The 25,536-nt window shown below is 63.0% G+C and carries 28 protein-coding genes; 15 read left to right on the top strand and 13 right to left on the bottom strand.

Annotation, left to right across the window (positions count from 1 at the left end):
* Positions 1-2 precede the first annotated feature (2 nt).
* From pcaH to pcaD, 3 genes are read right to left on the bottom strand one after another with little or no spacing between them, the layout of a single operon-like run.
* Complete coding sequence (gene pcaH, locus RLEG4DRAFT_RS00210; protein ID WP_003574389.1) at positions 3-752, bottom strand: protocatechuate 3,4-dioxygenase subunit beta; 750 nt, start codon at positions 750-752, stop codon at positions 3-5.
* A gap of 9 nt (positions 753-761) precedes the next feature.
* Entirely contained in the window at positions 762-1,163 is a 402-nt protein-coding gene (gene pcaC, locus RLEG4DRAFT_RS00215; RefSeq protein WP_003574390.1) for a 4-carboxymuconolactone decarboxylase, read from the bottom strand.
* Positions 1,160-1,969 carry a 3-oxoadipate enol-lactonase gene (gene pcaD / locus RLEG4DRAFT_RS00220; protein ID WP_003574391.1) on the bottom strand — a complete coding sequence of 270 codons (810 nt, stop codon included), beginning with the start codon at positions 1,967-1,969 and terminating at the stop codon, positions 1,160-1,162. Before pcaD ends, pcaC begins: the two co-directional genes overlap by 4 nt.
* A 333-nt stretch (positions 1,970-2,302) precedes the next feature.
* On the opposite strand from pcaD, the gene pcaQ reads away from it, so the two are divergent.
* From pcaQ to RLEG4DRAFT_RS00235, 3 genes are all read left to right on the top strand, one after another.
* Positions 2,303-3,220: a pca operon transcription factor PcaQ gene (gene pcaQ, locus RLEG4DRAFT_RS00225; protein ID WP_003574394.1), complete on the top strand. Its 918-nt coding sequence runs from the start codon at positions 2,303-2,305 to the stop codon at positions 3,218-3,220.
* Between the two features lie 72 nt (positions 3,221-3,292).
* Positions 3,293-3,817, top strand: a complete 525-nt coding sequence (locus RLEG4DRAFT_RS00230) for an MbcA/ParS/Xre antitoxin family protein (RefSeq protein WP_003574396.1) — start codon at positions 3,293-3,295, stop codon at positions 3,815-3,817.
* Entirely contained in the window at positions 3,814-4,485 is a 672-nt protein-coding gene (locus RLEG4DRAFT_RS00235; protein WP_003574398.1) for an RES family NAD+ phosphorylase, read from the top strand. The genes RLEG4DRAFT_RS00230 and RLEG4DRAFT_RS00235 overlap by 4 nt, the downstream gene beginning before the upstream one ends.
* Here RLEG4DRAFT_RS00235 and RLEG4DRAFT_RS00240 read toward each other — a convergent pair.
* Positions 4,482-5,120, bottom strand: a complete 639-nt coding sequence (locus tag RLEG4DRAFT_RS00240) for an alpha/beta hydrolase family protein (RefSeq protein WP_003574399.1) — start codon at positions 5,118-5,120, stop codon at positions 4,482-4,484. The two genes, RLEG4DRAFT_RS00235 and RLEG4DRAFT_RS00240, sit on opposite strands and share 4 nt — an antisense overlap.
* A gap of 70 nt (positions 5,121-5,190) precedes the next feature.
* Between RLEG4DRAFT_RS00240 and RLEG4DRAFT_RS00245 the strand changes: the two genes are divergently transcribed.
* On the top strand, positions 5,191-5,373 hold the full coding sequence (locus tag RLEG4DRAFT_RS00245) for a hypothetical protein (RefSeq protein ID WP_003574401.1): 183 nt from the start codon (positions 5,191-5,193) through the stop codon (positions 5,371-5,373).
* Between the two features lie 444 nt (positions 5,374-5,817).
* On the opposite strand, the gene RLEG4DRAFT_RS00250 is transcribed toward RLEG4DRAFT_RS00245, so the two are convergent.
* Positions 5,818-6,717, bottom strand: coding sequence for a LysR family transcriptional regulator (locus RLEG4DRAFT_RS00250; RefSeq protein WP_003574402.1), 900 nt, complete (start codon positions 6,715-6,717; stop codon positions 5,818-5,820).
* Between the two features lie 137 nt (positions 6,718-6,854).
* Here RLEG4DRAFT_RS00250 and RLEG4DRAFT_RS00255 point away from each other — a divergent pair, with 137 nt between their 5' ends.
* The 4 genes from RLEG4DRAFT_RS00255 (at position 6,855) to RLEG4DRAFT_RS00270 (ending at position 10,156) form a co-directional block, all read left to right on the top strand.
* The gene (locus tag RLEG4DRAFT_RS00255) at positions 6,855-7,703 is read left to right on the top strand and encodes a DODA-type extradiol aromatic ring-opening family dioxygenase (RefSeq protein WP_003574404.1); all 849 of its coding nucleotides are present in this window, start codon (positions 6,855-6,857) and stop codon (positions 7,701-7,703) included.
* Between the two features lie 113 nt (positions 7,704-7,816).
* Positions 7,817-8,215, top strand: a complete 399-nt coding sequence (locus RLEG4DRAFT_RS00260; RefSeq protein WP_003574406.1) for a DoxX family protein — start codon at positions 7,817-7,819, stop codon at positions 8,213-8,215.
* Positions 8,216-8,305: 90 nt separating this feature from the next.
* The gene (locus tag RLEG4DRAFT_RS00265; protein ID WP_003574408.1) at positions 8,306-9,208 is read left to right on the top strand and encodes an NADP-dependent oxidoreductase; all 903 of its coding nucleotides are present in this window, start codon (positions 8,306-8,308) and stop codon (positions 9,206-9,208) included.
* A 246-nt stretch (positions 9,209-9,454) separates the two neighbouring features.
* Entirely contained in the window at positions 9,455-10,156 is a 702-nt protein-coding gene (locus RLEG4DRAFT_RS00270) for a DUF899 family protein (RefSeq protein ID WP_003574410.1), read from the top strand.
* Positions 10,157-10,176: 20 nt separating this feature from the next.
* Here the strand turns inward: RLEG4DRAFT_RS00270 and RLEG4DRAFT_RS00275 are convergent, their stop codons facing one another.
* From RLEG4DRAFT_RS00275 to hutI, 6 genes are all read right to left on the bottom strand, one after another.
* Positions 10,177-10,806 (bottom strand): J domain-containing protein, encoded by a 630-nt coding sequence (locus tag RLEG4DRAFT_RS00275; protein ID WP_003574412.1) that lies wholly within the window; start codon positions 10,804-10,806, stop codon positions 10,177-10,179.
* Between the two features lie 174 nt (positions 10,807-10,980).
* Positions 10,981-11,556 (bottom strand): HutD/Ves family protein, encoded by a 576-nt coding sequence (locus RLEG4DRAFT_RS00280; RefSeq protein WP_003574414.1) that lies wholly within the window; start codon positions 11,554-11,556, stop codon positions 10,981-10,983.
* A gap of 5 nt (positions 11,557-11,561) precedes the next feature.
* Positions 11,562-13,235, bottom strand: coding sequence for a urocanate hydratase (gene hutU, locus RLEG4DRAFT_RS00285; RefSeq protein WP_003574416.1), 1,674 nt, complete (start codon positions 13,233-13,235; stop codon positions 11,562-11,564).
* 24 nt (positions 13,236-13,259) lie between these two features.
* Complete coding sequence (gene hutG / locus RLEG4DRAFT_RS00290; RefSeq protein WP_003574417.1) at positions 13,260-14,063, bottom strand: N-formylglutamate deformylase; 804 nt, start codon at positions 14,061-14,063, stop codon at positions 13,260-13,262.
* A gap of 52 nt (positions 14,064-14,115) precedes the next feature.
* Complete coding sequence (hutH, locus tag RLEG4DRAFT_RS00295) at positions 14,116-15,651, bottom strand: histidine ammonia-lyase (RefSeq protein WP_003574419.1); 1,536 nt, start codon at positions 15,649-15,651, stop codon at positions 14,116-14,118.
* The gene (gene hutI, locus RLEG4DRAFT_RS00300; protein WP_003574421.1) at positions 15,648-16,910 is read right to left on the bottom strand and encodes an imidazolonepropionase; all 1,263 of its coding nucleotides are present in this window, start codon (positions 16,908-16,910) and stop codon (positions 15,648-15,650) included. The genes hutH and hutI overlap by 4 nt, the downstream gene beginning before the upstream one ends.
* 122 nt (positions 16,911-17,032) lie before the next feature.
* Between hutI and RLEG4DRAFT_RS00305 the strand changes: the two genes are divergently transcribed.
* Both RLEG4DRAFT_RS00305 and hutC (RLEG4DRAFT_RS00310) read left to right on the top strand, forming a co-directional pair.
* Complete coding sequence (locus RLEG4DRAFT_RS00305) at positions 17,033-18,379, top strand: formimidoylglutamate deiminase (RefSeq protein WP_003574424.1); 1,347 nt, start codon at positions 17,033-17,035, stop codon at positions 18,377-18,379.
* A 61-nt stretch (positions 18,380-18,440) separates the two neighbouring features.
* Entirely contained in the window at positions 18,441-19,163 is a 723-nt protein-coding gene (hutC, locus tag RLEG4DRAFT_RS00310) for a histidine utilization repressor (RefSeq protein WP_003574427.1), read from the top strand.
* Positions 19,164-19,198: 35 nt separating this feature from the next.
* Here the strand turns inward: hutC (RLEG4DRAFT_RS00310) and hutC (RLEG4DRAFT_RS00315) are convergent, their stop codons facing one another.
* The gene (hutC, locus tag RLEG4DRAFT_RS00315) at positions 19,199-19,954 is read right to left on the bottom strand and encodes a histidine utilization repressor (RefSeq protein WP_003574429.1); all 756 of its coding nucleotides are present in this window, start codon (positions 19,952-19,954) and stop codon (positions 19,199-19,201) included.
* Positions 19,955-20,150: 196 nt separating this feature from the next.
* Between hutC (RLEG4DRAFT_RS00315) and RLEG4DRAFT_RS00320 the strand changes: the two genes are divergently transcribed.
* The 5 genes from RLEG4DRAFT_RS00320 (at position 20,151) to RLEG4DRAFT_RS00340 (ending at position 24,834) form a co-directional block, all read left to right on the top strand.
* Positions 20,151-20,993, top strand: coding sequence for a transporter substrate-binding domain-containing protein (locus tag RLEG4DRAFT_RS00320; RefSeq protein WP_003574431.1), 843 nt, complete (start codon positions 20,151-20,153; stop codon positions 20,991-20,993).
* A 106-nt stretch (positions 20,994-21,099) separates the two neighbouring features.
* The gene (locus tag RLEG4DRAFT_RS00325) at positions 21,100-21,825 is read left to right on the top strand and encodes an ABC transporter permease (RefSeq protein WP_003574433.1); all 726 of its coding nucleotides are present in this window, start codon (positions 21,100-21,102) and stop codon (positions 21,823-21,825) included.
* A 10-nt stretch (positions 21,826-21,835) separates the two neighbouring features.
* A complete protein-coding gene (locus RLEG4DRAFT_RS00330) occupies positions 21,836-22,540 on the top strand; it encodes an ABC transporter permease (protein WP_003574434.1) in 705 nt (234 codons plus the stop codon).
* A gap of 27 nt (positions 22,541-22,567) precedes the next feature.
* A complete protein-coding gene (locus RLEG4DRAFT_RS00335) occupies positions 22,568-23,344 on the top strand; it encodes an ABC transporter ATP-binding protein (protein WP_003574436.1) in 777 nt (258 codons plus the stop codon).
* Entirely contained in the window at positions 23,341-24,834 is a 1,494-nt protein-coding gene (locus RLEG4DRAFT_RS00340; RefSeq protein ID WP_003574438.1) for an HAL/PAL/TAL family ammonia-lyase, read from the top strand. The genes RLEG4DRAFT_RS00335 and RLEG4DRAFT_RS00340 overlap by 4 nt, the downstream gene beginning before the upstream one ends.
* Before the next feature lie 13 nt (positions 24,835-24,847).
* Here RLEG4DRAFT_RS00340 and RLEG4DRAFT_RS00345 read toward each other — a convergent pair whose 3' ends face one another.
* On the bottom strand, positions 24,848-25,390 hold the full coding sequence (locus tag RLEG4DRAFT_RS00345; protein WP_037093100.1) for a hypothetical protein: 543 nt from the start codon (positions 25,388-25,390) through the stop codon (positions 24,848-24,850).
* Between the last annotated feature and the right edge of the window lie 146 nt (positions 25,391-25,536).

A 25,536-nucleotide genomic window follows, 5' to 3' on the forward strand; every position in this document is an offset into this window, starting at 1 on the left:
GGTCAATTGCCCTCCAGCCTGTTTTCGAACATCGTCGAGCGGCGGCCGCGCAATACGATATCGAATTTATAGGCGCGCGAATCCATCGGAATGGTATTGCCCCAATCGAGCGGCGCGATCAGCTGTTCGATCGCCGCCTTGTCCGGGATGGTGCCGACGATCGGACATTTCCAGATCATCGGGTCGCCCTCGAAATACATCTGGGTGATCAGCCGTTGGGCAAAGCCGTGGCCGAAGATCGAGAAATGGATATGGGCGGGGCGCCAGTCGTTGACGCCGTTCGGCCAGGGATAGGCGCCGGGCCGCACGGTGCGGAAATGATAGCGGCCTTCCTCGTCGGTGATGGCGCGGCCGCAGCCGCCGAAATTCGGGTCGATCGCCGCGAGATAGCTTTCCTTTTTGTGGCGATAACGGCCGCCGGCATTGGCCTGCCAGAATTCGACCAGGGCACCGGCAACCGGTTTTGCGCGCTCGTCAAGCACACGGCCATGGACAATAATGCGCTCGCCGATGGCGCTTTCGCCGGGCTGCGCATAGTTCAGGATGAGGTCATTGTCGAGATCGCCGATCATCGAATGACCGAAGACCGGGCCCGTCGTTTCGGAGATTGTGCCGTCGAGCGACAGCAGCGCGCGCTGTGGTGCGCGCAGCACCGAGGTTTTGTAGCCGGGGGTCAGGGCGGGCGCATGCCAGGCGCGGTCGCGGGCGAAGAAGGCGCCGGTCTCGGGCTTTTGGTTGGGTCGTTCGGACATTTCTCTCCCTCAGGCCGCCTTTTCGGCGTCCATTTGTGCAAAGGCCTGCTTGGCGATCTTGATCGCGTGATTGGCGGCGGGGACGCCGGCATAGATAGCCACATGCAAGAGCGCCTCGCAGACATCCTCGCGAGTGGCGCCGGTATTGACGGTGGCGCGCACATGCATGGCGACCTCGTCGTCCTGGCCGAGTGCTGCCAGCAGCGCGATGGTGACGATCGAGCGCTCGCGCTTGCTCAGCGCCGGGCGCGACCAGACATGGCCCCAGGCGGCTTCGGTAATCAGTTCCTGGAAGGGCCGGTCGAACTCGGTCGCTGCCGCTGCGGCGCGGTCGACATGGGCGTCGCCGAGCACGGCGCGCCGGGTCACCATGCCCTGTCGGTAGCGTTCGGAGGAGGCGGTCTCTTTCATCGGCGGGTTTCTCCGTGTGGAATAGATGCGAGGAATGCGCGGATGATCGCCGTCAGCGCCTCCGGCTGCTCGACACAGGGAATGTGGGCGCAATCGGGGATGACCTCGTAACGGGCGCCCGAGATCAGCTTCGCGGTCGACAGCACCAGATCGGGCGGCGTCGAACCGTCCTGGTCGCCGACGATGCAGATCGTCGGCACAGTGATCCTCTTCGCCGCCTCGGTGAAATCGGCATCGCGGATCGCTTCGCAGGCGGCGATATAACCCTCGACCGGCTGGCGCGTGAGCATGTTGCAATAGCCTGAATAGGCGGTGCTCTCGGGTCGGCGGAAGGCCGGCGTGAACCAGCGCTCCATGATGGCGTCGACGATGCTGCCAATGCCGTTTTGCTCGATCGCCGCGATGCGGGCGTTCCAGCTCTCCGATGTGCCGATCTTATGGGCGGTGTCGCAAAGGATCAAAGCGCGGACGAGATCCGGCCGGCGCTGGTAGAGCGACTGGGCGATCAGGCCGCCGACGGAAAGCCCGCAAATGACGGCATCCTTGACCGACAACAGATCGAGCAGCCCGGCCAGATCGGTCGCATGGTCCTCGATCGAGGAGGGAAGCTGGCCGACATCGGACAGGCCGTGTCCGCGCTTGTCGTAAAGCACGATGGCAAATTCGCCGGCAAGCCGCACCACGACGTCGCGCCAGATGCGGAAATCCGTTCCGAGCGAATTGGTGAAGACGATCACCGGCCGGTCGGCTGGCGCACCGATGACCTGATAATGGATTGTCACGTCGTTGATGCGGGCAAATTGCACGTCCGTTTCCTCCTCACGTCAATTCAGCTGGAGGCCGCCATTGATCTGCGCGGCCCTTTACTCCTCCGCCGTGCTCGGCCACCGCTGTAGCCCCTCGTCCGCCTGCCGCCACCTCTGCCTCGGTCGAAAGGGGATATGCCGCAACGGCTCCCTCAACCTCGACGCCGCGTTTGGCGCTTCCCCTCGCCCCGCGGGGAGAGTCAGGGTGAGGGGGCAGCTACAATGTTCATCCGATGAATCAGGGCAGCATTCCCACCGCGAAATTGAATGGTTGATCCGGTTAAGTAAAATGATATTTTTCGGCTTTTCGATAACCTTGGAGTTATGGGAGCAATGATCGACAGCCGCGTCAAGTTTCGCCATCTGCAAACCTTTGTCGAGGTGGCGCGGCAAAAGAGTGTGATGAAGGCGGCCGAGTTACTGCATGTCAGCCAGCCGGCGGTGACGAAGACGATCCGCGAGCTGGAACAGGCGCTTGGTGTAGCCGTCTTCGAGCGCGACGGCCGCGGCATCAAGATCACCCGTTACGGCGAGGTCTTCCTGCGTCATGCCGGAGCGGCGCTGACGGCGCTACGCCAGGGGCTGGATTCTGTCTCGCAGGAGCAGTTCGCCGACGCGCCGCCGATCCGCATCGGCGCGCTGCCAACGGTGTCGTCGCGCATCATGCCACGGGCGATGGAACTCTTCCTCAAGGAGCGGACCTGGAGCCGGGTGAAAATCGTCACCGGCGAGAACGCCGTGCTGCTGGAGCAGCTGCGTGTCGGCGATCTCGACGTGGTCGTCGGCCGCCTGGCCGGTGCCGAGAAGATGGCGGGCTTTTCCTTCGAGCATCTTTATTCCGAGCAGGTGGTGTTTGCGGTGCGCGCCGGCCATCCACTGCTCGACGGCCGGCAATCGCTGTTTTCAGGCTTCGGCGACTATATGGTGCTGATGCCGACGCGGGGTTCAATTATCCGGCCGGTGGTGGAAAACTTCCTCATCGCCAACGGCGTCTCCAGCCTGCCGAACCAGATCGAGACGGTCTCCGATTCCTTCGGTCGCGCCTTCCTTCGCTCAAGCGACGCGATCTGGATCATTTCCAACGGCGTGGTGGCCGCCGATGTCGCCGACGAACGCCTGGCGCTGCTGCCGGTCGATACCGGCGAGACCCGGGGGCCGGTCGGCTTGACGATGCGTGCCGATGCAGTGCCGTCTGTGCCGCAATCGATCCTGATGCAGACGATCCGCGAGGCGGCAGCGGAGATTTCCTGAGAGCTCGGGGATCTACTCTCCTTGTAAAACGCCCAGATTTGGACTATGTCTAATTCAAGACGGGAGATTTTGATGCAGCATGCACGACGCAGGGAACAACGGGAAAGCCAGGGGCCACAGCGGCTCGAGACCGAACGATTTGCGCCGGCGAACCGCAAAAGGTTGAGCGCACCGGCGTTGCGAACCTTCCTGGCGATCGCCGATCTTTGGGGCTTAAGCGAAGAGCAGCGACTGCTGGTGCTCGGCTATCCCTCCCGGTCGACCTATCACAGTTGGGCCAAGCAGGCGCGCGAGCACGGAGCATTCACCCTGGATGTCGATACGCTGACCCGGATCTCTGCGGTGCTCGGTATCCATCAGGCGCTCGGCGTGCTTTTTTCCGACGAACACGCCGGCGTCGCCTGGCTGCGCATGCCGCATCAGGCGCCGGTTTTCGGCGGGCATCCGCCGCTTGACGTCGCGACCAACGGAACCCAGGACGGGTTGATGACCGTCCGCCGCTTTCTCGATGGCGCCAGAGGCGGTGTCTATATGCAGCCGAATGTGCTCGACGAAGCGTTCACGCCTTACGAAGATACGGACATCGTCTTCCGGTGAACGACCGTTTTACAGAGGCGCCGCGCCCGTCCCACCGGCTGATCCCCTCGCAATTTCCGCCGATCGGTCTCTTCGACACGGTGGCGAGGGCGTCCGATCTCGAAGCGGTGATGGAACTCGTCGGCTGGACCAACGACCGTCTTGTCGCCGACCGCATCCGGCGGCTTCCCGAGCATGAATGGGTTTTCGGCGTGCCGAACGCCAGCATCGTCATGGCGGCTTTCCTGCATGTCGCCCCCGGCGGCATGCGCTTCAACGGTCCCGATCTCGGCGCCTGGTATGGCGCCGACAATCTGAAGACCGCCGCCGCCGAGGTCGGGCATCACCTCCGGCGCGAGGTCTTGGCCCGCGGGGTGGCGACGATGGCGCGAACCTACCGAAGCTATTCGGCTACGCTGATGGGCGATTATCTCGATATTCGCGGCGAGCAGAGGCTGCGGCCCGATGTCTATGACGGTACCAGCTATACGGCCTCGCAGGTGCTGGGCGAACAGGTTCGTTCGAGCGGCGGCGCCGGCATCCTCTATGACAGTGTGCGGTTGAGAGGCGGGGTCAACATCGCCGCGCACCGGCCGAAGAACATTCGCGACGTGGTCCAGGCCGACCACTTCGAAATCTCCGTTTTCGCCGCCGACCGGCGCATCGATGTCAGGAAGCTTGCCGCCTAGATGGCGAGCCGCTCGGCCCACGCCTTTGCCGTCTTCGCCATCGTGGCGAGGTGATCGGCAGCGGAGAAGCCGGAGATTTTCTTGCGCGGCTTTAGGTCGTGATCGCCGTCTTCGAGCCAGAGGATCTCGATCTTGTCGGAGAGATTGTAGCCCGGAACCTCGTCCCGCGTGCCGAATTCATCGCGTGTTCCCTGGCAGATCAGCGCGGGCGTCGCGAGGCCCTTGAGGTGAGCGGTGCGCAGCTTTTCCGGCTGGCCGGGCGGATGGAAGGGATAGCCGAGGCAGAGGAGGCCGGCGATCTTCCCCTGACGATGGAGATCGTCGGCGATCATGCTGGCAACCCGGCCGCCCATCGACTTGCCGCCGAGGATCAGAGGCCCGCTCGCGTCAAGTTCGGCAATGGCCGCCTCATATTCTGGATTGAGCGTTTCGGCCCGCGGCGGCGGCTTGCGACCTCCGCTGCGGCGAGCGGCCATATAGGCGAATTCGAAACGGGCAACGCGGAAACCGACGGCGGCGAGCGCCTCTGCCGCTGAGGTCATCGAGGCCGAATCCATCGGCGCGCCGGCGCCATGCGCAAGCAGGATCGTGAAGCGCGCATTCTCGGGCCCCTGGAGCAGAAATCTCTCAGACATCGTCGATCCTCCATCCCGTCATCGGAACCATGTCGGCATCCGTGACTTTTTCCTCGAAAGGAGACGGACAATGTCGACGAATGACGAAAACGTAAAGCCCGAACAGCGCCGCCCCAAGGATGTCGGAACCGTTCCGGAAAAACCGGAGCCCGCTGACGAAGAATCCATGGCGACACCGGTCGTGCAGCCGGGCGGCGTCAAGGACAAGAGTGAGCGGCCGGTGGTCAATCCGGTGACTGGCGTCGCCTTCTAGCGGCTGACCGGAACTATCCTGCAGAACGGCCCTTGAAACCGCGTCGCAAAAGGTACATATACCGGCCCTGCCTGAAAAACGGATGCGCGCGGTATCGACGCCGTCGAACTGTTCGCTGTCCGACAGGATAAGGGCGCTCCCCGCAAGGGTCGAGCGCCCTTTTTGTTTTCCGGACATCGCCTCAGATCAAGGCGTTGGTCTTGTGGTAACGGCGATCGCGAGGAACTCCCACCATGATCTATAAGCACTTCGGATTCCCGCACTTGGCTGCGGCGTTGAAATTATTGCATATTTTATGTGAATCGGCCTGAAAAGGCGGCGAATTTCGGAATCCCGAAGCGGAGGAATATCGGGATTCCTATATGTGGGATTCTTACTGCCGCCGCATTTTTCGCGCCGCCGCCGTGCTTGGCAAAGAATGGCATCCAGTTCCAGTGAGAGCGTCTATCGCATCTCCCGCGTGCTCACCGTCAGAAAATCGATGAAAGTGCGGACCTTGGCCGAGAGATATTTGCGGCTCGGATAGACTGCGTAAAGTGTGCTGTTGAAGCCGAGCATAATTGCCGGAAGCACAATCTCCAGCCGACCCGCTTCGATATCCTGGTCCGCCATCCATTTCGGCAGGAAGGCGAGGCCCATACCCCGCAGCGCCGCCAAGTGCATGATTGTCTCGTTGTCGCTCAGCATCACGGTGCGGAATGTGATCTTGTGCGGTCCGTCCGGACCGTCCAGCGATATGCTTTCCCCGAAGTTGACGGCAGAGTAGCGAAGCAGAGCGTGGCCGTTGAGATCGGCGACATTCTCGGGGCGCCCCGTTCGCCTCAGGTAATCCGGCGAGGCCATGAGGCGGAACTGCACATTCGTCAGCGGGCGGGCGACGAGGCCCGGATCGAGCCGGTCGTGCGCGGTTGCCCGCAGAGCAAGGTCGAAACCTTCGTCAACCAGATTGACCAGCCGGCCGCTGAGGTCCACGTCCAGGCAGACGTCGGGATAGCGCCGATTATACTCTGCCAGCATGTCGGCAAAATAGCTGGTTGCCGCCCAAACCGGCGCGCTCAATTTCAGGGTCCCACGAGGCGCCACCGTTACATTGCCGATGGCGTCTTCCACCTCGTCCAGCCGTTCGAGCATCTCCTTGGTCTGGTTGAAATAAAGCCGCCCGGTTTCCGTCAGGCTGACGTGGCGGCTGGTTCGGTTGAGCAGCCGCGTGCCCAGCCGGTTCTCGAGCTGCATCACATGCTTGCTCGCCATCGCTGGTGAGATGCCAAGGCGATCGGCGGCAGCGGTGAAGCTTTTCAATTCGGCGACGGTGCAAAACACCCGCAGGCTGGTCAACGTGTCCATCGATCATCAACATCCAGGAAATGGTTCTTCAATATCGGCTACATTGATCAATGCTCGAGAAAAAATCAAAGTCTTCCGCAACAGGATCCTCGAAAGCCCCGCCGACACGCGCGGCTATGTTGTGAAGGACACACCCGGTGACAGTTTCTCGACTTCCAACCTATTTCGTCAGCCACGGCGGCGGCCCCTGGCCCTACATGACGGGCGAATTCCGCCGCAACTTCGATGTGCTCGAAAGGTCGCTGGTCGACATGCGCGCCGAACTCGGTGGCACGCCGAAGGCGATCCTAATGGTCTCGGGTCACTGGGAAGAAAAAGGTTTTGCCATCTCGTCGGGCGTCAAGCCGGGCATGGTCTACGATTATCACGGCTTTCCGGAACACCTCTATCACATCACCTATGATGCCCCCGGTTCGCCAGAGCTCGCAAACCGCGTGCAGCAGCTGCTACGCGTCAGCGGCATCGAAGCGGCGCTCGATCCGACGCGCGGTTACGATCACGGCACTTTCAGCATCATGAAGCCGCTCTATCCCGAAGAGAACATCCCTGTCGTGCAGCTTTCGATGGATATGGGTTACGATCCGGCGCTGCATTTAAGGGTCGGCCGGGCGCTCGCACCCCTGCGTGACGAAGGCGTCCTGATCATCGGCAGCGGCCTCAGCTATCACAATCTGTCGGCCATGCGCGGCACGGGCGGATACGAGCCGTCTCGCCGGTTCGACGCCTGGCTTCAGGAAACCCTGGTGCACGCGCCATCCAACGAGCGCACCGAGCGGCTGATTGCGTGGGAGCAGGCGCCGGCCGCCCGGGCGGCGCATCCGCGCGAAGACCACCTCATCCCGCTGTTGGTGGTGGTCGGCGCTGCCGAGAACGAACCGGGTGTGACCACCTATCATCAGAAAGACTTCGCGGGCGGGCTCACCGCATCGAGCTTCCGTTTCGGTCACGCCCCCTCAGCCATGCCGTCGAACGGCGACCCGCAATGACCAGCGGAAACTCCGGGCCGATTTCGCAGGGCGATAAGGCTGGAAAGAAACCAGGAACTCAAGAAGGCGGCCCCCGCCGCCTGATCTCTCTCATCAACCTCTGGAGAATCTCGATGACCGATACCGGTAAATGGAGGCCATATGTCCTCGCCCTTCTGCGCATCATGGCGGCCCTTCTCTTCCTCGAACACGCGACCATGAAGTTTCTGCAGTTTCCGGGCCCGATTCAAGGCGTACCCTATCCGCTGCCCGCCATCATGCTGGTGGCCGGGGCAATCGAGGTGATCACCTCGGCTCTGATGCTCGTCGGATTTCAAACGCGCATCGCAGCATTCATCGCTTCCGGCGAAATGGCCGCCGCCTACTTCATGGGCCATATGCCCTATGGCTTCTGGCCCGCGCTGAACATGGGTGAAGGCGCGATCCTGTTCTGCTTCATCTTCCTCTACATCGCCTTTGCCGGCGGCGGAGCCTGGACGCTCGACAATGCTCGTCGGCCCTCCACGGCCTGAGGCGGCGCCAGCCGGAAACCGGCCTATGCCTGGCTGCCGAGCGGCAGCCGGCAGCAGCACAAATAAGACGATCAATTCTGGAGACGCGCAATGAAAGCCGCACTTCTCAAATCCTACGGCGATGTCGATCAGTTCGAAATCGGTGATATTCCGGCGCCGAAACCCGGACCGGGCGAAGTCCTCATCAAGATCAAGACATCCGCCGTCAATCCTTTCGATCTGATCCTGCGCCAGGGCTTCATGGCCAAACTCATCCCGCTGCCGCTGCCGGCAATTCTCGGAGGTGACGCCGCCGGTACCATTTCAGGCCTCGGCGAAGGCGTGAGCGGTTTTGCGGTCGGTGACCGTGTCGTCGCCGATTTTGCCGCAAACGGCAAAGGCGCACATGCCGAATACGGTGTCGTTCCCTTCACATCCATCGCAAAGCTGCCCGCCGCATTGAGCTTCGAGCAGGGCGCCTCACTGGTCAAGGCAGGCCTTACCGGCCGGCAGACCGTCGAAGCGCTCGGCGTCAAGGCCGGCGACCGGGTTCTCGTTTCCGGCGGCCTCGGCACGGTCGGGCGGTCAGCCATCCAATATCTCAAGCAGATCGGCGCAAAGCCGGTGGCCGGGGTCCGGCCCGAGCGGTTGAGCGAGGGCCTGGAACAGGCGGGCGAAGCGCTCGATATCACCGTTGCCGCCGCAAGCCCGAGCTTCGACTATGCGATCAGTACGGCCGGCCCCGTGGCCGGCAACCTCATCGGCAATGTTCGCGACGGCGGCACGGTTGCGAGCATTGTCCCGGTGCCCGAAGGCGCCAATGCCGGAAACCGGGTTACCATCCGTGAACTCTACCACCGCACCGACGCGGCCATGCTCGACGCTATTCTGGCGTCTGCCGCCAGCGGTGAGCTGGTGATCCCGATTTCCCACACCTTTACTCTGGACCAGATCGGCCTCGCCCAAAGCGCGGTTGCCGCAGGGGCTCCCGGGAAGGTGGTTCTCCAACACTGAAAGACAGACACGCAGCTCCACGCCACGTGAACCGTCATCGACCGGCATGACGCTCTTCATGCCGGTCTCTCGGCCGCTGATGCAATTGTTCTGTTCTGGAGCTCCTCGAGAGTCCATTTTTTCGCGCCGGTACTGTCGATTTTCGTATACGCCGATCGTCATGCTAACGTGTGCCGCAATTCCCGCTGTGGCTTCAGCACGTTCTTGGCGCGTCTAGGACGCGCGGCAACAGAAGGAGGATATGTCATGGATCATCAGCATCTGGTTCCCGCAGCCGTGCTCGCGGCAAAGAACGGCGTCCGCTTCCCCAATGAGAGCGAGGAATATCGCATCGCTCGGGATGCGCTCCTTGCCGAAGAGATCGAATTGCGCCGGCACATCGAGCGCGTGGCGAAACAGCGCCGGGCGCTGCCGCCGGGCGGCGAAGTGAAAAAGGATTACCGTTTCGAAGGTGTTGACGGGCCGATAAGCTTCAGCGAGCTCTTCGCCGACAAGGACACGCTGGTCGTTTACAGCTATATGTTCGGCCCGGAGCGGGAGCGCCCGTGCCCGATGTGCACCTCGCTGCTGTCGGCCTGGGACGGCGAGGTGCCTGATATGCAGCAGCGCGTCGCCCTTGCCGTCGTCGCGCTTTCGCCGATCGGCCGGCTGCTTGCCTTCAAGAAGGAGCGCGGCTGGCATCACCTGCCGCTCTATTCCGACCCGACGGGCGACTACAGCCGCGACTATCACGCCATCGGCACGGGCGGCGGGGATGATGCCGCCTACAACGTCTTCACGCGCCGCGACGGCACCATTCGCCATTTCTGGAGCCAGGAAATGGGCGGGGTGACGGCCGATCCCGGCGAGGACCCGCGCGGCGCGCCCGATCTGATGCCACTCTGGACCGTGCTCGATTGCACACCTGAAGGCCGGGCGCCCGACTGGTATCCGAAGCTGTCCTATTAAGACTAAAGCCGGCCGCTTGGTCAGCCGGTGGAGCGGCTTCTGGAGGTCTCGACCCATTCGAGGTTGGCGACCGAGGCCTCCGGCAGCGGCGTCGCATCGATGTCGTAGACATAGCCGCTCAGCATGTCGGCGGCGCGTTCCGTCGCCTTGATCTTCGCCTCGGTTTCCGCGACCGCCTTGGAGATCGCTTCGATGCGGGCGCGGAACATGTGGGCGAGTACATCGCGGCCGGACTGTTTTTCGAGCCGCTCCAGATGCAGCGCGACGCGCGAGGCGTGGCGCTGCAGCTCGCTCTTGCTGAATCGCGCTTTGCGCAGTTCCTCAGAAAGGCTGTCCTGCATGACGGCGACCGGATCGAAACTTCCGGGCTCGCGCTCGTCGAGCACCGCGTCGGTGACCAGTTTCTCGATCATCACAAGCGCCTGCAGCTCGGCGGCATCGGCGAACTCGACGTCATAGCCGGTGTCGTCGTAAACCTTGCGCCGGACCGGGTCGAGAAGCAGCGCATAGGCCTTCTGCAGGATGTCGAAAGCTTCGGTATCGCCGCCCGAATCGGGATGAGCGACCTTTGCCAGGCGCCGATAGGCGGCCTTCAGCTTTGCCTCATCCGCATCGCGTTCAACGCCGAGAATATCGTAGGGATCCGTCACGCCTGCTCCATTGCTACCCGGCACGCCCGGACAGTCTAGGTCTTCTTCTGCATCAGAAAGGCGAAGTTTAGACCGAAAGCAGGAATGACGTCCATGGCCCGAAATTGAAATGGTCCGCGCGAACGCCCGGACCATTATTCGATTGCCCAATTTTTTCAGGCTGTTGCGCCAAGATTAGTCGGTCGTGATCGACGCAAGATAACAGGTTGCCTCGCCATCGATTTTGAGTTCCGATCCGGCCGCATCCGTCATCAGCAGCGCATCGCCGGCCGCAAGCGTGCCGGTCTCATTGCTTTGCCGGAACCACAGGGCGCCGCGGTGGCAGAGCAACAGGCATGTCGACGACGTCAGCGGCACGGTCTTGCCTCCATTGACGTTGATGCGGATCAGCGTGTGGCCAAATCCCTCGCGGCGGGTCATGACGTTGAGATCGGTGATCGCGCCGTCCCGCAGCCTGGCGGCGACCGGGATGTCCGCCGGGAAGGCCAAAGGATCGCTTGCCGTCGTCAGCAGAACCGGCGCGCTGCCGTCGATGTCGAGCGTCATGCCGTTGCCGTCAAGGATAGCCAGCGTGCGGTCGATGCCCGGGAAGATCGAAAACGGCCCATCGGTTGCGACGGTCGCCATGCTGACGCGCCAGTCGAAACCGGCAAGCCCGGCGTCTTCGGGCGAAACGGCGATCTCCACCGTTTCGCCGCCGCCGTTTTTCCAAGGCATGCGTTTGTAATCGCCGGCGCGCAGGATCCTCACGAGGCTCAGTTCCCGAGAATGCCGGGCAGGCGCAAGCCCTTTTCCCTGGCGCAGTCGAGGGCGATCTCATAGCCCGCATCGGCGTGGCGCATGACGCCGGTCGCCGGATCGTTCCACAGCACCCGCTCGAGACGCCTTGCCGCATCATCGGTGCCATCCGCGCAAATGACCATGCCCGAATGTTGCGAAAAGCCCATGCCGACCCCGCCCCCGTGATGCAGCGATACCCAGGTGGCGCCCGACGCCGTGTTGAGCAGGGCGTTCAGGAGCGGCCAGTCGGAGACGGCGTCAGAGCCATCCTTCATTGCCTCCGTCTCGCGGTTCGGCGAGGCGACGGAGCCCGAATCGAGGTGGTCGCGGCCGATGACGATCGGGGCGGAGAGTTCGCCTGATCTCACCATCTCGTTGAAGGCGAGGCCGAGCTTGTGGCGGTCGCCGAGGCCCACCCAGCAGATGCGAGCCGGCAGGCCCTGGAAGGCGATGCGCTCCCTGGCCATATCGAGCCAGTTGTGCAGATGCGTGTTGTCGGGGAGCAACTCCTTCACCTTGGCATCGGTCTTGTAGATATCTTCCGGATTGCCGGACAGCGCCGCCCAGCGGAAGGGGCCGATGCCACGGCAGAAAAGCGGTCTTATATAGGCAGGCACGAAGCCGGGGAAGGCAAAGGCGTTTTCGAGGCCTTCGTCCTTGGCGACCTGGCGGATATTGTTGCCGTAGTCGAGCGTCGGAACACCGGCGTCCCAGAAGGCGATCATTGCTTCGACATGCTCGCGCATCGAGGCGCGTGCCGCCTTTTCCACAGCCTTCGGATCGCTTTCGCGCTTGGCCTTCCACTCGCCCATGGTCCAGCCCTTCGGCAGGTAGCCGTTGATCGGGTCGTGCGCCGAGGTCTGGTCGGTGACCATATCCGGGCGGATGCCGCGGCGGACCATTTCCGGCAGGATCTCGGCGGCATTGCCGAGCAGGCCGACGGACTTGGCTTCGCCTGCCTTCGTCCAGCGATCGATCATTTCAAGCGCCTCGTCGAGCGTCTCGGCCTTGGCGTCGAGATAGCGGGTGCGCAGCCGGAAATCGATCGAATCGGGATTGCATTCGACGGCGAGGCAGCAGGCACCGGCCATGACGGCGGCGAGCGGCTGGGCGCCGCCCATGCCGCCGAGGCCGCCGGTCAGGATCCATTTGCCCTTGAGATTGCCGTCATAATGCTGACGGCCGGCCTCGACAAACGTCTCGTAAGTGCCCTGGACGATGCCCTGCGTGCCGATATAGATCCACGAGCCGGCCGTCATCTGGCCGTACATGGCAAGGCCCTTCTTATCCAGCTCGTTGAAATGATCCCAGGTCGCCCAATGCGGCACCAGATTGGAATTGGCGATCAGCACTCGCGGCGCGTCCTTGTGGGTGCGGAAGACGCCGACCGGCTTGCCGGATTGAACGACCAGCGTTTCTTCTTCCGTCAGCGTCTTCAGCGTCGCGACGATGCGGTCGAAATCCTCCCAGGTACGGGTGGCGCGGCCGATGCCGCCATAAACGACGAGCTCGTTCGGATTTTCGGCGACGTCGGGATCGAGATTGTTCATCAGCATGCGCAGCGGCGCTTCGGTCATCCAGCTCTTGGCATTGAGATCGTTGCCGCGGGGTGCGCGGATTTCGCGGATGTTGTGACGTGGATTGTTCATGGCGATTCCCCTGTCAAATGATCGTTATCGTTTCAGGTCGGGTGCGATCTGTTCGATGCGCACCAGAATGTCTTTGAGATGGACGCGAAGCTTGTCGGCCTTAGCCGCGTCGTAGGCGAAGGGTGTTGTCTCGGTTTGGAGATGGGTCGATTGCGCGAGCTCCATCTGGATCGCGTGCACGCCGGTCTCCGGTCGGCCATAATGGCGTGTCGTCCAACCGCCCTTGAAGCGACCGTTGAGGATGCTGTCGTAACCTTCGGCGGATTCGACGACGGTGAGCGTCGCCTGCGCGATGGCGCTGTCGCAGGTCTTGCCCATATCGGTGCCGATATTGAAGTCCGGCAGCTTGCCCTCGAACAGGAAGGGAATGTGGGAGCGGATCGAGTGGCAATCATAGAGGATCGCCACGCCATGGATGGCTCTGACGCGCTCGATCTCGGCGGCAAGTGCCGCATGATAGGGCGCATGAAAATCCCGCAGCCGCGCCGCGATATCGCCTTGATCAGGCGCCTGCCCATCCTTCCAGATCGGCTTGCCGTCGAAGTCCGTTTCCGGAACCAGGCCGGTGGTGTTCTGGCCGGGATAGAGGCTGACGCCCTGGGGATCGCGGTTGGCGTCGATCACGTAGCGATGGAAGGTGGCGCGCACGGTCGTGACGCTATCGAGCAGGCCGTCGTAGAGCTGGTGGATGTGCCAGTCGGTATCGGCAAGCAACCTGCCATTGTCGTTGAGCCGGTCGGCGATCTCAGCCGGCACGTCGGTTCCTGTATGGGGGAAGCCGAGGATGACGGGTGAGGTGCCCTGGCGGATTTCGTAGGGTGCGGTCATGGGCAAAGCACTCCGATAGTGCAGGGGGGTGCCAAATACAGAGACATCACGATCAACCCTCCAGAACCGGTAGGATGCCATTCGAAACCGAGGCGTTGAGCGCGCCCGTCGCCACCAGTTCGGCGGCGGCGGCGAGGTCATTTGCCATGTAGCGGTCGGTCTCGAGGCTCGGAATTTTCTCGCGGATCATTTCGATCGCCCTGGTCAGCTCCGGGCTGGTCGAAAGCGGCGCGCGCAGCTCGACGCCTTGGGCCGCGGTCAGCGCCTCGATGCCGATGATGCCGAACAGGTTCTCGCTCATCTGCAACAGGCGGCGGGCGCCGTGGCAGGCCATGGAGACATGGTCTTCCTGGTTGGCCGAGGTCGGGGTCGAATCGACCGAGGCCGGATGCGACATCTGCTTGTTCTCCGACATCAGCGCTGCCGAGGTGACCTCGGCGATCATCAGGCCGGAATTCAAGCCCGGCTTCTTGGCGAGGAAGGCCGGCAGGCCGTAGGACAGCGTCGGATCGACCAGCAGCGCGATGCGGCGCTGCGAAATCGCGCCGATCTCGCAGATGGCAAGCGCGATCTGGTCGGCGGCGAAGGCGACCGGCTCTGCGTGGAAGTTGCCGCCGGATACGACCGAATTATCCGACAGCACCAGCGGATTGTCGGTGACCGCATTGGCTTCAATTTCGAGGGTGCGGGCGACCGAGCGCAGCAGATCCAGGCATGCGCCGTCGACCTGCGGCTGGCAGCGGATGCAATAGGGATCCTGGACGCGCTCGTCGCCTTCGATATGGCTCTGGCGGATGACCGATTGTTCGAGCAGGGCGCGAAGGGCGGATGCCGTATCGATCTGGCCCTTATGGCCGCGCAGCGTATGAATATCCGGATGGAAGGGCGCCGAAGAGCCCATGGCCGCATCCGTCGACATGGCGCCGGTGATCAGGGCGGACTGTGCGGCGCGGTGGGCTCGGAAGAGGCCGGCAAGTGCGAGCGCCGTCGAAGTCTGGGTGCCGTTGATCAGCGCCAGGCCTTCCTTGGCGGCGAGCACGACCGGCTTCAGACCGGCCCTTTCGAGGGCCTCGGCGCCCGGCAGGCGTTCCCCGGCGAAGAAAGCTTCGGCCTCGCCCATCATTACCGCCGCCATATGGGCGAGCGGCGCAAGATCGCCGGAAGCGCCGACCGAGCCCTTTTCCGGGATCAGCGGGATGACGCCCTTTTCCAGCATGCCCTCGATCAGCCGCACGAGCTCCAGCCGCACGCCGGAAGCGCCGCGCCCGAGCGAGACCAGCTTCAGTGCCATGATCAGCCGCACGACATTTTCGGGCAGCGGCGCGCCGATGCCGCAGCAATGCGACAGGATGAGATTGCGCTGCAGCGTGGCGACATCGGCACTGTCGATCTTGATCGACGCGAGTTTGCCGAAGCCGGTATTGATGCCGTAAACCGGCGCGTTGCCGGCGGCGATCTCGGCGATGCGGGCGGCGGCCTTGGCGATACCGACATCGAAGGCGGGATCGAGCCTGGCCGGCTCGCCGGTCCAATAGATGATTTCCAGATCCTTGAGCGAGACGGAGCCCGGATGAAGCGTGATGGTCATCGACCGTTCCTTTCGCCCCTGAAGACGCGTGCATGAAGTGGGTTGAAGCCGATGCGGTAGACGAGCTCGGCAAGTCTTTCGATATTCCAGATAGCAAGATCGGCCGACTTGCCGAGTTCAAGCGTTCCGGTCTCGCCGATGAGGCCAAGCGCGCGGGCGCCTTCGCGAGTGGCGCCGGCAATGCATTCCTCGACGGTGAGGCCGAAAAGCGTCGCCGACATATTCATCGTCAGCAGCATCGAGGTGAGCGGCGAGGTGCCCGGATTGCAATCGGTGGCGATGGCGATCGGCACGCCCGCCTGGCGCAACACTTCCACCGGCGGCTTCTGCTTCTCGTGGATGGCGTAAAAGGCGCCGGGCAGCAGCACGGCGACGGTGCCGGACGCAGCCATCGCGGCAACGCCTTCCGCGTCGAGATATTCGAGATGGTCAGCTGAAAGCGCACCGTAGGAGGCGGCAAGCTTGGCGCCTCCAAGATTGGAGAGTTGTTCGGCATGCAGCTTGACCGGCAGGCCGAGCGCCTTCGCCTTGTCGAAGACGCGGGCGATCTCAGTGGTCGAAAAGGCAATGCCCTCGCAAAAACCGTCGACAGCGTCGGCAAGGCCGAGATTATACATGTCGTCGAGGCCGGGCAGCACGACATCGTCGAGATAGTCGCCGTTGCGGCCCTTGTATTCCACAGGCGTCGCATGTGCGCCGAGATAGCTGGTGGCGACGCGGACCGGTCTCACATGGCCGAGCAGGCGGGCGCTCTGCAGCATCTTCACTTCGCCTGATCTGTTCAGCGCATAGCCGGACTTGATTTCGATCGTCGTCACGCCTTCGGCCAGCAACGTATCCAGCCGCGGCAGAGCCTCGCTGACAAGGTCTTCGACCGACATCGCATTGGTGGCCTTCACCGAGGAGACGATCCCGCCGCCGGCGCGCGCAATCTCCTCATAGGTCGCGCCCTGAAGGCGCATTTCGAATTCGCGGGCGCGATTGCCGCCGTGGACGATGTGGGTGTGGCAATCGACGAGACCGGGGGTCACCCAGCGGCCTTCGAGGTCGACGATTTCGGAGTGCTCGATGGCCGACGCCGGCAGGTCGCTTTCGGCGCCGGCAAAGGCGATGCGGCCGTTTTCGACCAGAATTGCGCCCTTTTCGACGATGCCGAGCCCAGCGCTTTCAGGCGCCAGTGTCGCCAGGCGGGCATTGCGCCACAGCACCGGACGGGTGTCGGCAGATGGGGCTTCCTCTGAAAAATTGTTCCCGGTCATCAGCTTTGCGCCTTTCCTTATGCCAAAACATGTATATACATAATCAGCAGGTGACAAGAGAAATTTTGCGCGCTCTTCTGGAAAAGAAAGATCTGTGGCGCGGCAGGAGGAAAGGGAAGGCCATGACCATACTTCACGCAGGCACTGCACTGACGCCGCAAGGCTGGCAGCAGAACGTACGTCTGACGCTCGAAGCCGGGCGCATCGCCCGCGTCGTATCAGGCGCGTCTCCCGCGCCGGGCGATGAGCGCCATGCTTTGATCGTTCCCGCCATGGGTAACCTGCACAGCCATGCCTTCCAGCGGGCAATGGCCGGTCTTGCCGAAGTGCGCGGCCCGGCCAATGACAGCTTCTGGAGCTGGCGCACGGTCATGTACAAATTTGCCCTGTCGATGACGCCGGAGCATGTCGAGGCAGTCGCGGCCAAGCTCTATGCGGAGATGCTGGAGGCAGGTTTTTCCCGCGTCGGCGAATTCCACTATCTCCACCACGACCGGGATGGCAGCCCTTATGCCAATATCGCCGAGCTTGCCGAACGCATCGGTGCGGCGAGCCAGGAGTCCGGCATCGGCCTGACCTTGCTGCCGGTCTTTTATGCCCATTCCGGCTTTGGCGGTGCCGCCCCGATCGACGGCCAGCGGCGCTTCATCAATTCGCTGGAAAGCTTCGAAAGGCTGATGGAGGGTTGCCGCGTGGTGGCCGGCCGGCTCGACGGCGCCGAGCTTGGGCTGGCGCCGCACAGCCTGCGCGCCGCAACGCCTGAGGAACTGGCGAAGCTCGTGCCGATGGCCGGCGACGGTCCGATACATATCCATGTGGCCGAGCAGGTGAAGGAAGTCGAGGACTGCATCGCATGGTCGGGCGCGCGGCCGGTGGAATGGCTGCTCGATCATGCGCCGGTCGACGAGCGCTGGTGCCTGATCCATGCGACGCACATGACCGAGGACGAGACGCGACGGATGGCAAAAAGCGGCGCGATTGCCGGCCTCTGCCCGATCACCGAAGCCAATCTCGGCGACGGCGCCTTTGCCGCGCCGCTCTTCCTCGAAGAGGGCGGGCGTTATGGCATCGGTTCGGATTCCAACGTGCTGATCTCCGTGCCGGAGGAACTGCGTCAGCTCGAATATTCGCAGCGCCTGGCGCTTCGCGCCCGCAATGTCGTCGCAGCACCCGGCGGTTCGACGGCGCTATCGCTATTTACCCAGGCGCTTGCCGGCGGCGGCGCCGCGCTGAAGGCGCCGGCCGGCCTCACCGAGGGCCATCACGCCGATCTGGTTTCGCTCGATACTTCAGCCGTTCCCTATCTCTCAGGCGACCAGATTCTCGATCACTGGCTGTTTGCCGGCGGCATTTCCGTCGACTGCGTCTGGGCAGGGGGCCGCAAACAGGTGGAGAGCGGGCGCCATGTCAGGCGAGACGCCATCGATCGGCGTTTCCTCGCCGCCATGGGCGAATTGCTGGCTGCCTGAAAAAGAGCTTTTCCTGTCAAGCTATTCGAATTAGAGCGGGGGGACCAATCGGAACGTGTCGATGAACCAAAGCAGGGACCTGACCTTGCATCAGCGCATCCTCGGCGAGATCGAGGGCCGTATCGTCTCTGGCGATTGGCCGCCGGGGCATCGTATTCCCTTCGAGGTCGATCTCGCCACGCAGTATGACTGCTCGCGCATGACGGTGAACAAGGTGCTGACGCAGCTCGCCAAGGCCGGCCTCATCGAGCGTCGCAAGAAATCCGGCAGCTTCGTCACCCAGCCGCAGGCGCAATCGGCCGTTTTGGAAATCCACGACATCAAGGCCGAGGTGCAGTCGCTGAATCTCGCCTATTCCTATGCGGTTTCGAAGAAGACGAGCCGCAAGGCCAAGGCCGAAGACAGTCGCCGGCTTGAACTGCCGGTGGCGTCCTCGGTCGTCGAGGTCGTCTGCATCCACAATGCCGGCACGCGGCCCTTCTGTCTGGAGGAGCGGCTGATCAGCCTTGCAACCGTGCCCGAGGCTGCCGATGCCGATTTTCTGACGGTGGCCCCGGGGCCCTGGCTGCTCAACCAGGTGCCGTGGAGCACGGCCGAACACCGGATCCACGCCGTCTCGGCCAGTGCCGAGGTGGCGGCCGCGCTCGACATCGCCCGCAATACCGCCTGCCTCGTCGTCGAACGCCGCACCTGGAGCGGCGCCGGCCCGGTGACCCATGTGCGCTTCACCTATCCCGGCGATCGCCATGCGCTGGTGGCGCGTTTCACGCCGGCATCACAATAAGCCCGCATGTTCCATATACAACATGGCGACTGTTTTCATTCCTCGAACATCTTGCCGCTGCGCGCTTCGAGCCGGTAGCGGTAGGCGGGATAGACCAGACGGGCTGTGGAGACCACCTGCTTTGCCGACCACGTGCGCCTGCGGATCGTCAGGCACGGTTCGGTCTTCAGGATCGTCAGCAGCTTGCATTCCCAAGCTTGCGGCATCGCCGCCTCGACGACGTGCTCGGAGCCGCTAAGCGGGGCTGCCGCCGTCAGATAGGCGTTCGGTGTCAGTGTCGTAAAATCCTGGTCGAGATATTCGGGGGCGGCCTCCGGATGGACGAAACGATCCTCGATCTGCACCGGAACGCCGTTTTCGCTGTGCACGATCAGCGAGTGGAAGACTGCCGCGCCGATTGCAAGTTCCAATGCGTCGGCGATCTCCGGAGAGGCTGTTTCCTGGGCGAGAACGACGACCGTTGCCTCGTGAACATGGCCGCGCTCGGCGATTTCCTCGGCAATGTTGCGCACCTCAAACAGCGCCGAATAGCCCTTGCGCTCGGCGACGAACGAGCCGACACCCTGGATGCGGACGAGCTCGCCCTCGTTTGCAAGTTCGCGCAGCGCCCGGTTGGCAGTCATCTTGCTGACGCCAAGCTCGACGACCAGCTCGTTTTCCGATGGCACGCGGTATTTCGGCGGCCATTCGCCGCTGTGGATGCGGTCGAGGATCACCTGCTTGACGCCCGCATAAAGGGGCGTGCTATCATTTTCTGCCAGCTCGCGCTTCATTTCGCCGGAACGCTTCATTGCCTATTCCTTTTGCACGAATGGAATTCGCCACATAAACCGACTTTCCTCTTGCATATCACAAAATATCTCATATGGTACCATATACAACCTCCCAATCGGTCCTTGATACAGAAATAGGACAGGAATGGGCAAGCCGGCGAAGATCGGCCCGGGTGCCGCAAGGTCTGTTTCAATTCCAGAGGAGAATTCATCAATGAAATTCACTGCAATCCTGTTTTGCGGCGTCGCCGCTCTTTCCACTTTTGCCGCGCCCGCCTTCGCCAAGGACTGGACGAAGGCGACCATCACCCTCGAAGGCGCCTATGCGCCTTGGAATCTCACCAATGCCGACGGCACGCTCGGCGGCTTCGAGCCGGAGCTCGCCAAGGTGCTGTGCGAACGCGCCAAGATCGAATGCACGCTGGTCGCCTCCGATTGGGACGGCATGATCCCGGCGCTCAATGCCGGCAAGTTCGACGTCATCATGGACGCGCTGTCGATCACTGAAGAGCGCAGGCAGGTGATCGATTTCACCATTCCCTATGCCGCCACGCCGGCCGCCTTCGCCACCGCCAAGGACAGCCCGCTGGCCAAAGCTGCTGGCACCGGATCCACGATCAAGATGACGCCCGGCCAGACCGGCGTGAAGGAGATCGACGCGCTGAAGGCTGCCTTCAAGGGCAAGACGATCGGCATCCAGGCAGCGACCGTCTACGCGAAGTTCGTCTATGACAATTTCGGCGACATCGCCGAGATCCGCGAATACAAGACCGGCGCCGATCGCGACCTCGACCTGCAGAACGGCCGCATCGACCTCGGCTTCGACGATGCCGTCTATTTCGCCAACGCTTTTGCAAGCGCCAATGGCGCGCTCGACTTCACCGGTCCCGAGATCGTCGGTTCGATCTGGGGTGAGGGCGAAGGCCTCGGCGTCCGCAAGGCCGATACCGACCTGCGCGACAAGTTCAGCGAGGCGATCAAATCGGCGCTCGCCGACGGTACCGTCAAGAACCTCTCGATGAAGTGGTTCAAGGTGGACGTCAGCCCGCAGCAATAAGCGTTTCGGCCTTCTGGCCGCAACCACCGGTCTCCGGCTTTCCCGCCGGAGACCGCGTGTTATTGTTCAATCCACAAAACACTGCCGCGGACGGGGAACGGACGATATGGCAAGTTTGGAACTGCTTGGCTTCGGCTCGACGGGATGGGGCGCGCTGCTCATTCTCGCTACCTTGATGACGCTGGCCGTCACGGCGACGGCGCTGGCGATCGGCGCGGTGCTGGGTGCGATCGTTGCGGGCGCGAAGCTCTCCGGGAACCCCTTCCTCGTCGCCTTCGGCAATGTCTATACGACCGTGTTTCGCGGCGTACCGGAATTGCTGATCATCTATCTGATCTATTTCGGCGGCTCTTCGGCCGTCACCTCGATCGGTAAAGCGATGGGGTTCGAGGGTTTCCTCGGGCTGCCCTCCTTTGCCGCCGGCGCGCTTGCCGTCGGCATCATCTCCGGATCCTATCAGGCGGAAGTGTTCCGCGGCGCCTTCCTCGCCATCTCCAAGGGCGAACTGGAGGCGGCCTCGGCAATCGGCATGCATCGCGGATTGCGCTTTCGCCGCATCATCATGCCGCAGGTGCTGCGGCTGGCCATTCCCGGGCTCGGCAATGTCTGGCAGCTCAGCCTCAAGGATTCGGCGCTGATCTCCGTGACCGGCCTTGCCGAACTGATGCGCACCAGTCAGGTGGCGGCGGGCTCGACGCGGCAATATTTCCTGTTCTTCATCGCCGGCGGCTGCCTCTATCTGATCCTGACCAGCCTTTCCGACCGCATCTTCAACGGTGCGGAACGCCGCGCCAACCGCAGCATGCCGGCATCCGCCATGGGCCAGGCATAAGGAGGCGATGATGGATTTTACCTTTCTTGCTTCGACCATGGTGACGCTGCTCAAGGCCGTGCCGACGACGCTGATCCTGTTTTCGCTGTCGATCTTCTTCGGAGGCCTGCTGGCCCTCGTCATCGTCTCGATGCGGGTGAGCGGCAACCGGGTGCTCTCGGGCTTTGCCAAGGGTTATATCTTCGTCTTCCGCGGCTCGCCGCTGTTGATCCAGATGTTCCTGATATTCTATGGCCTCGGCCAGTTCGGGGTCATCCGCTATTCCTTCCTCTGGCCGTTCTTGCGCGAGCCGATGGTCTGCGCCGTGCTGTCGCTGGCGCTTTGCACCGCCGGCTATACGGCGGAGATTTTCCGCGGCGGCATTCGCGCCGTTTCACCGAAAGAGATCGAGGCGGCGCGCTCGATCGGCATGTCCGGCTTCCTGCTGGTGCGCCGCATCCTGGCGCCGATCGCCTTGCGCCATGCACTGCCGGCCTATTCCACCGAGATCGTCCTGATGATGAAGTCGACGGCGCTTGCCAGCCTCGTCACCGTCTGGGAGGTCACCGGCGTTGCCCAGCGGCTCATTTCGCAGACCTACCGCACGATGGAAGTCTTCCTCTGCGCGGCAATCATCTATCTCGTGCTGAACTTCATCATCCTGCAGGGCATGGCTCTGCTTGAATATTCGCTGTCCCGACACCGCCGCGCGGCCCCGCAGCCGCTGAAGGCATAGGCGGTCTTTGACCTGATTGGAGCAATCATGCCAGGCGTCACCAGACTTTCGGTCCGCAATATCCGCAAGAGCTTCGGTACCCACGAAGTGTTGCGCGGCATTTCCCTCGATGCGGAAGACGGCGATGTGATTTCGCTGCTCGGCGCCTCCGGCTCGGGCAAATCGACCTTTCTGCGCTGCATCAACATGCTCGAAACCGCCAGCGACGGCGAGATCTGGGTCGATGGCGAGCATGTTGAAATGGTGCACAAGAACGGGCGAAGCAAGCCGGCCAGCCAGAAGCAGGTCGACCATATCCGCTCCGAGCTCGGCATGGTGTTCCAGTCCTTCAATCTCTGGTCCCATATGACGATCCTGCAGAATGTCATCGAGGGCCCCGTCCATGTGCTGAAGCGGCCGCGCGCCGACTGCATTGCCGAGGCCGAAGCGCTGCTCGAAAAGGTCGGTATCGCAGACAAGCGCCACGCCTATCCCGCTCATCTCTCCGGCGGCCAGCAGCAGCGCGCCGCGATCGCCCGCGCACTGGCGATGAAACCGAAGGTCATGCTCTTCGACGAGCCGACCTCCGCCCTTGATCCGGAACTCGTCGGCGAGGTGCTGCGCGTCATGCGGGCGCTTGCCGAGGAAGGTATGACCATGCTTGTCGTCACCCATGAGATGAGCTTTGCCCGCAACGTATCGAACCGCGTCGTTTTCATGCGCGAAGGGCTGATCGAAAGCACCGGAAAGCCGGATGAGATGTTCACCGGCGGCGCCACACCTGCCTTCCGCCAGTTCATCGGCCATTTCGGAAGCGGTCAATGACCATCACCATCGATAATGGGCTGACCTGGCGCGACATCGCCAGCGTCGGGGCAGGGGAAGCGTTTGCGCTATCGCCGGCCGCCTGGGCACGGGTCGAGCAGGCAAGCCGCATCGTCGCCAGCATCGTTGCGACCGGCGTGCGCGCCTATGGCGTCAACACCGGCGTCGGGGCGCTCGCCGATACCGTGGTCGACCGGGCCTCGCAGAGCCTGTTGTCGCGCAGCATCGTGCTCAGCCACGCCTGTGGCGTCGGGTCGCTGCTCGGTGCCCGCGAGGTGCGCGCCATCATCGCTGCTCAAATCGCCAATTTCGCCCACGGCCATTCCGGCGTCCGGCGCGAGATCGTCCAACATCTCGCAGCCATGCTGGAGCATGACTGCATTCCCGACGTACCGTCCAAGGGCTCGGCCGGCTATCTCGTCCATAATGCCCATATTGCGCTTGTCGTAATCGGCGAAGGTAGTGCGGTGCTCGCCGGCCGGCGCCTGAGCGGCCGCGAGGCGCTAGCGGCGATGGGTCTCGAACCGCTGGTGCTCGGCGCCAAGGAGGGCCTGAGCCTTGTCAACGGCACGGCCTGCGCCACGGGGCTCACCGCTACCGCCCTTTGCCGCGCCGAACGGCTGCTCGACTGGGCCGATGCGATTGCAGCGCTGACGCTGGAAGCGGCCGGCTGCCAGATCGGCGCCTTCGACGAGGCGGTGCTCGCGCTGCGCCCATCGGTAGGGATCCAAAAAGTGGGAGCGACGCTGCGCGCCCGGCTTCAAGGCAGCGGCCTTGTCGCTGCTGCCTTTGGTCGGCGCACACAGGATGCACTCAGCCTTCGGTCGGTGCCGCATGCGCATGGCGCGGCCCGCGATGTCTTCGACAATTCCGCCCGCGTTGTTAATCAGGAACTGGCTTCGGTGACCGACAACCCGGCCGTCTCGGGCACGCCCGACCAACCCGTTGTCTCCTCCGAGGCCCATGCCGTCGCCCCGGCACTGGGGCAGGTGGCTGACAGCCTCGCCGTTGCGCTGGCGCAGCTCGGCGCGATCAGCGAACGGCGCATGGACCGGCTGGTCAACCCGCTGGTGAGCGGCCTGCCGCCGTTTCTGGCAAGCGATGCCGGCAGCCATTCCGGCTTCATGATCGCCCAATATACCGCAGCTGCCCTCAGCAACGACAACCGCCGCCTTGCCGCGCCCGCAGCCTTGGACGGCGGCCTGACCTCAGGCCTGCAGGAGGATTTTCTCGCGCATCCGACAGCTGCCGCCGGCAAGCTGCTGACGATCATCGATAATGCCGAATATATCCTGGCGATCGAGCTGATGGCCGCCGCCCAGGCGCATGATTTCCTGGCGGCAAGCGCGCCGCGGGCGGCAGGCACCGACCTCGTCTATCAGGCGGTGCGGCAGCGTATTTCCCATTATGGCGACGAGCGGCCGCTCAACGGCGATATCGAGGCGGTGCGCAGCCTGATCCGCGAAACCGCGCCACCAGCGATGGCGTGAATCCGGCAGGCCGTCAGAACGGCTTGCCGCTTTCGGAAACCTGCTTGGGTTTTCCGCCGGCTTCGAGACGCTTGAGGCACTGGCGATACGTCGGGTAGAGCTGGTCCACCCGCGAGAGCGGCAGCGTCCAGTCGCCTTCGTCGCCGGCAAAGGTCAGCTGCACGTCAGGGGTTCCGGCAAAGGAATTCTTGATGACCTTTTTCAATCCGCCGCTGTCCTTGCTGGCCGGCGGCCAGAGTCGCAGCGTGTTCTTGTCGAAGAATTGGGCGGCGACCACCTTCGTCATGCCGCGATCTGTCAGCGTTACCTCGGTCGTGGTGCCGGCCGGAATGTCCCAGCTGGTCTTGGTCACCAGCCAGAAGGTCTCGGTGACAGTCTGACGGAATTCCATGGTCTTGCCGAGTTCGCTGTCCCAGAGCAGCCGGCAATAGGCAGGGCTCTCGTTCGCAAAACCGACCGACCATTGCCGCGCGCCGCCCATCCATTCGGTCTCGCCGAGGGCTGCGACCGGCTGCAGGACGGCTGCCATCAGAACCGTCGCCGTCAAAATTTTCATCGTCGAAATCGTCTCCAACGCAATCGGCTCCAGCCATAGCATGAGAAGGTTGAGCTTTTGCTACCGGGCGTTCCGGGGAAAGCCCATAAATGCCGCAAGGTCTTGAATCCTGGAGCGTCATTGCCAATCTGGCACGGGATAGACAT

It is taken from the genome of Rhizobium leguminosarum bv. trifolii WSM2297 (assembly GCF_000271845.1).

Excerpts from the sequence above, each read along its gene's own strand:
- RLEG4DRAFT_RS00305 (WP_003574424.1), top strand. The coding sequence starts at position 17,033 with ATGACCATACTTCACGCAGGCACTGCACTGACGCCGCAAGGCTGGCAG.
- hutH (WP_003574419.1), bottom strand. The coding sequence starts at position 15,651 with ATGACCATCACGCTTCATCCGGGCTCCGTCTCGCTCAAGGATCTGGAA.
- hutU (WP_003574416.1), bottom strand. The coding sequence starts at position 13,235 with ATGAACAATCCACGTCACAACATCCGCGAAATCCGCGCACCCCGCGGC.
- hutC (WP_003574427.1), top strand. The coding sequence starts at position 18,441 with ATGAACCAAAGCAGGGACCTGACCTTGCATCAGCGCATCCTCGGCGAG.
- RLEG4DRAFT_RS00330 (WP_003574434.1), top strand. The coding sequence starts at position 21,836 with ATGGATTTTACCTTTCTTGCTTCGACCATGGTGACGCTGCTCAAGGCC.
- RLEG4DRAFT_RS00230 (WP_003574396.1), top strand. The coding sequence starts at position 3,293 with ATGCAGCATGCACGACGCAGGGAACAACGGGAAAGCCAGGGGCCACAG.
- RLEG4DRAFT_RS00250 (WP_003574402.1), bottom strand. The coding sequence starts at position 6,717 with ATGGACACGTTGACCAGCCTGCGGGTGTTTTGCACCGTCGCCGAATTG.
- hutC (WP_003574429.1), bottom strand. The coding sequence starts at position 19,954 with ATGAAGCGTTCCGGCGAAATGAAGCGCGAGCTGGCAGAAAATGATAGC.
- RLEG4DRAFT_RS00270 (WP_003574410.1), top strand. The coding sequence starts at position 9,455 with ATGGATCATCAGCATCTGGTTCCCGCAGCCGTGCTCGCGGCAAAGAAC.
- RLEG4DRAFT_RS00260 (WP_003574406.1), top strand. The coding sequence starts at position 7,817 with ATGACCGATACCGGTAAATGGAGGCCATATGTCCTCGCCCTTCTGCGC.
- RLEG4DRAFT_RS00320 (WP_003574431.1), top strand. The coding sequence starts at position 20,151 with ATGAAATTCACTGCAATCCTGTTTTGCGGCGTCGCCGCTCTTTCCACT.
- RLEG4DRAFT_RS00245 (WP_003574401.1), top strand. The coding sequence starts at position 5,191 with ATGTCGACGAATGACGAAAACGTAAAGCCCGAACAGCGCCGCCCCAAG.
- pcaC (WP_003574390.1), bottom strand. The coding sequence starts at position 1,163 with ATGAAAGAGACCGCCTCCTCCGAACGCTACCGACAGGGCATGGTGACC.
- RLEG4DRAFT_RS00345 (WP_037093100.1), bottom strand. The coding sequence starts at position 25,390 with ATGAAAATTTTGACGGCGACGGTTCTGATGGCAGCCGTCCTGCAGCCG.
- RLEG4DRAFT_RS00340 (WP_003574438.1), top strand. The coding sequence starts at position 23,341 with ATGACCATCACCATCGATAATGGGCTGACCTGGCGCGACATCGCCAGC.
- RLEG4DRAFT_RS00325 (WP_003574433.1), top strand. The coding sequence starts at position 21,100 with ATGGCAAGTTTGGAACTGCTTGGCTTCGGCTCGACGGGATGGGGCGCG.
- hutI (WP_003574421.1), bottom strand. The coding sequence starts at position 16,910 with ATGACCGGGAACAATTTTTCAGAGGAAGCCCCATCTGCCGACACCCGT.
- RLEG4DRAFT_RS00240 (WP_003574399.1), bottom strand. The coding sequence starts at position 5,120 with ATGTCTGAGAGATTTCTGCTCCAGGGGCCCGAGAATGCGCGCTTCACG.
- hutG (WP_003574417.1), bottom strand. The coding sequence starts at position 14,063 with ATGACCGCACCCTACGAAATCCGCCAGGGCACCTCACCCGTCATCCTC.
- RLEG4DRAFT_RS00265 (WP_003574408.1), top strand. The coding sequence starts at position 8,306 with ATGAAAGCCGCACTTCTCAAATCCTACGGCGATGTCGATCAGTTCGAA.
- pcaQ (WP_003574394.1), top strand. The coding sequence starts at position 2,303 with ATGATCGACAGCCGCGTCAAGTTTCGCCATCTGCAAACCTTTGTCGAG.
- pcaH (WP_003574389.1), bottom strand. The coding sequence starts at position 752 with ATGTCCGAACGACCCAACCAAAAGCCCGAGACCGGCGCCTTCTTCGCC.
- RLEG4DRAFT_RS00335 (WP_003574436.1), top strand. The coding sequence starts at position 22,568 with ATGCCAGGCGTCACCAGACTTTCGGTCCGCAATATCCGCAAGAGCTTC.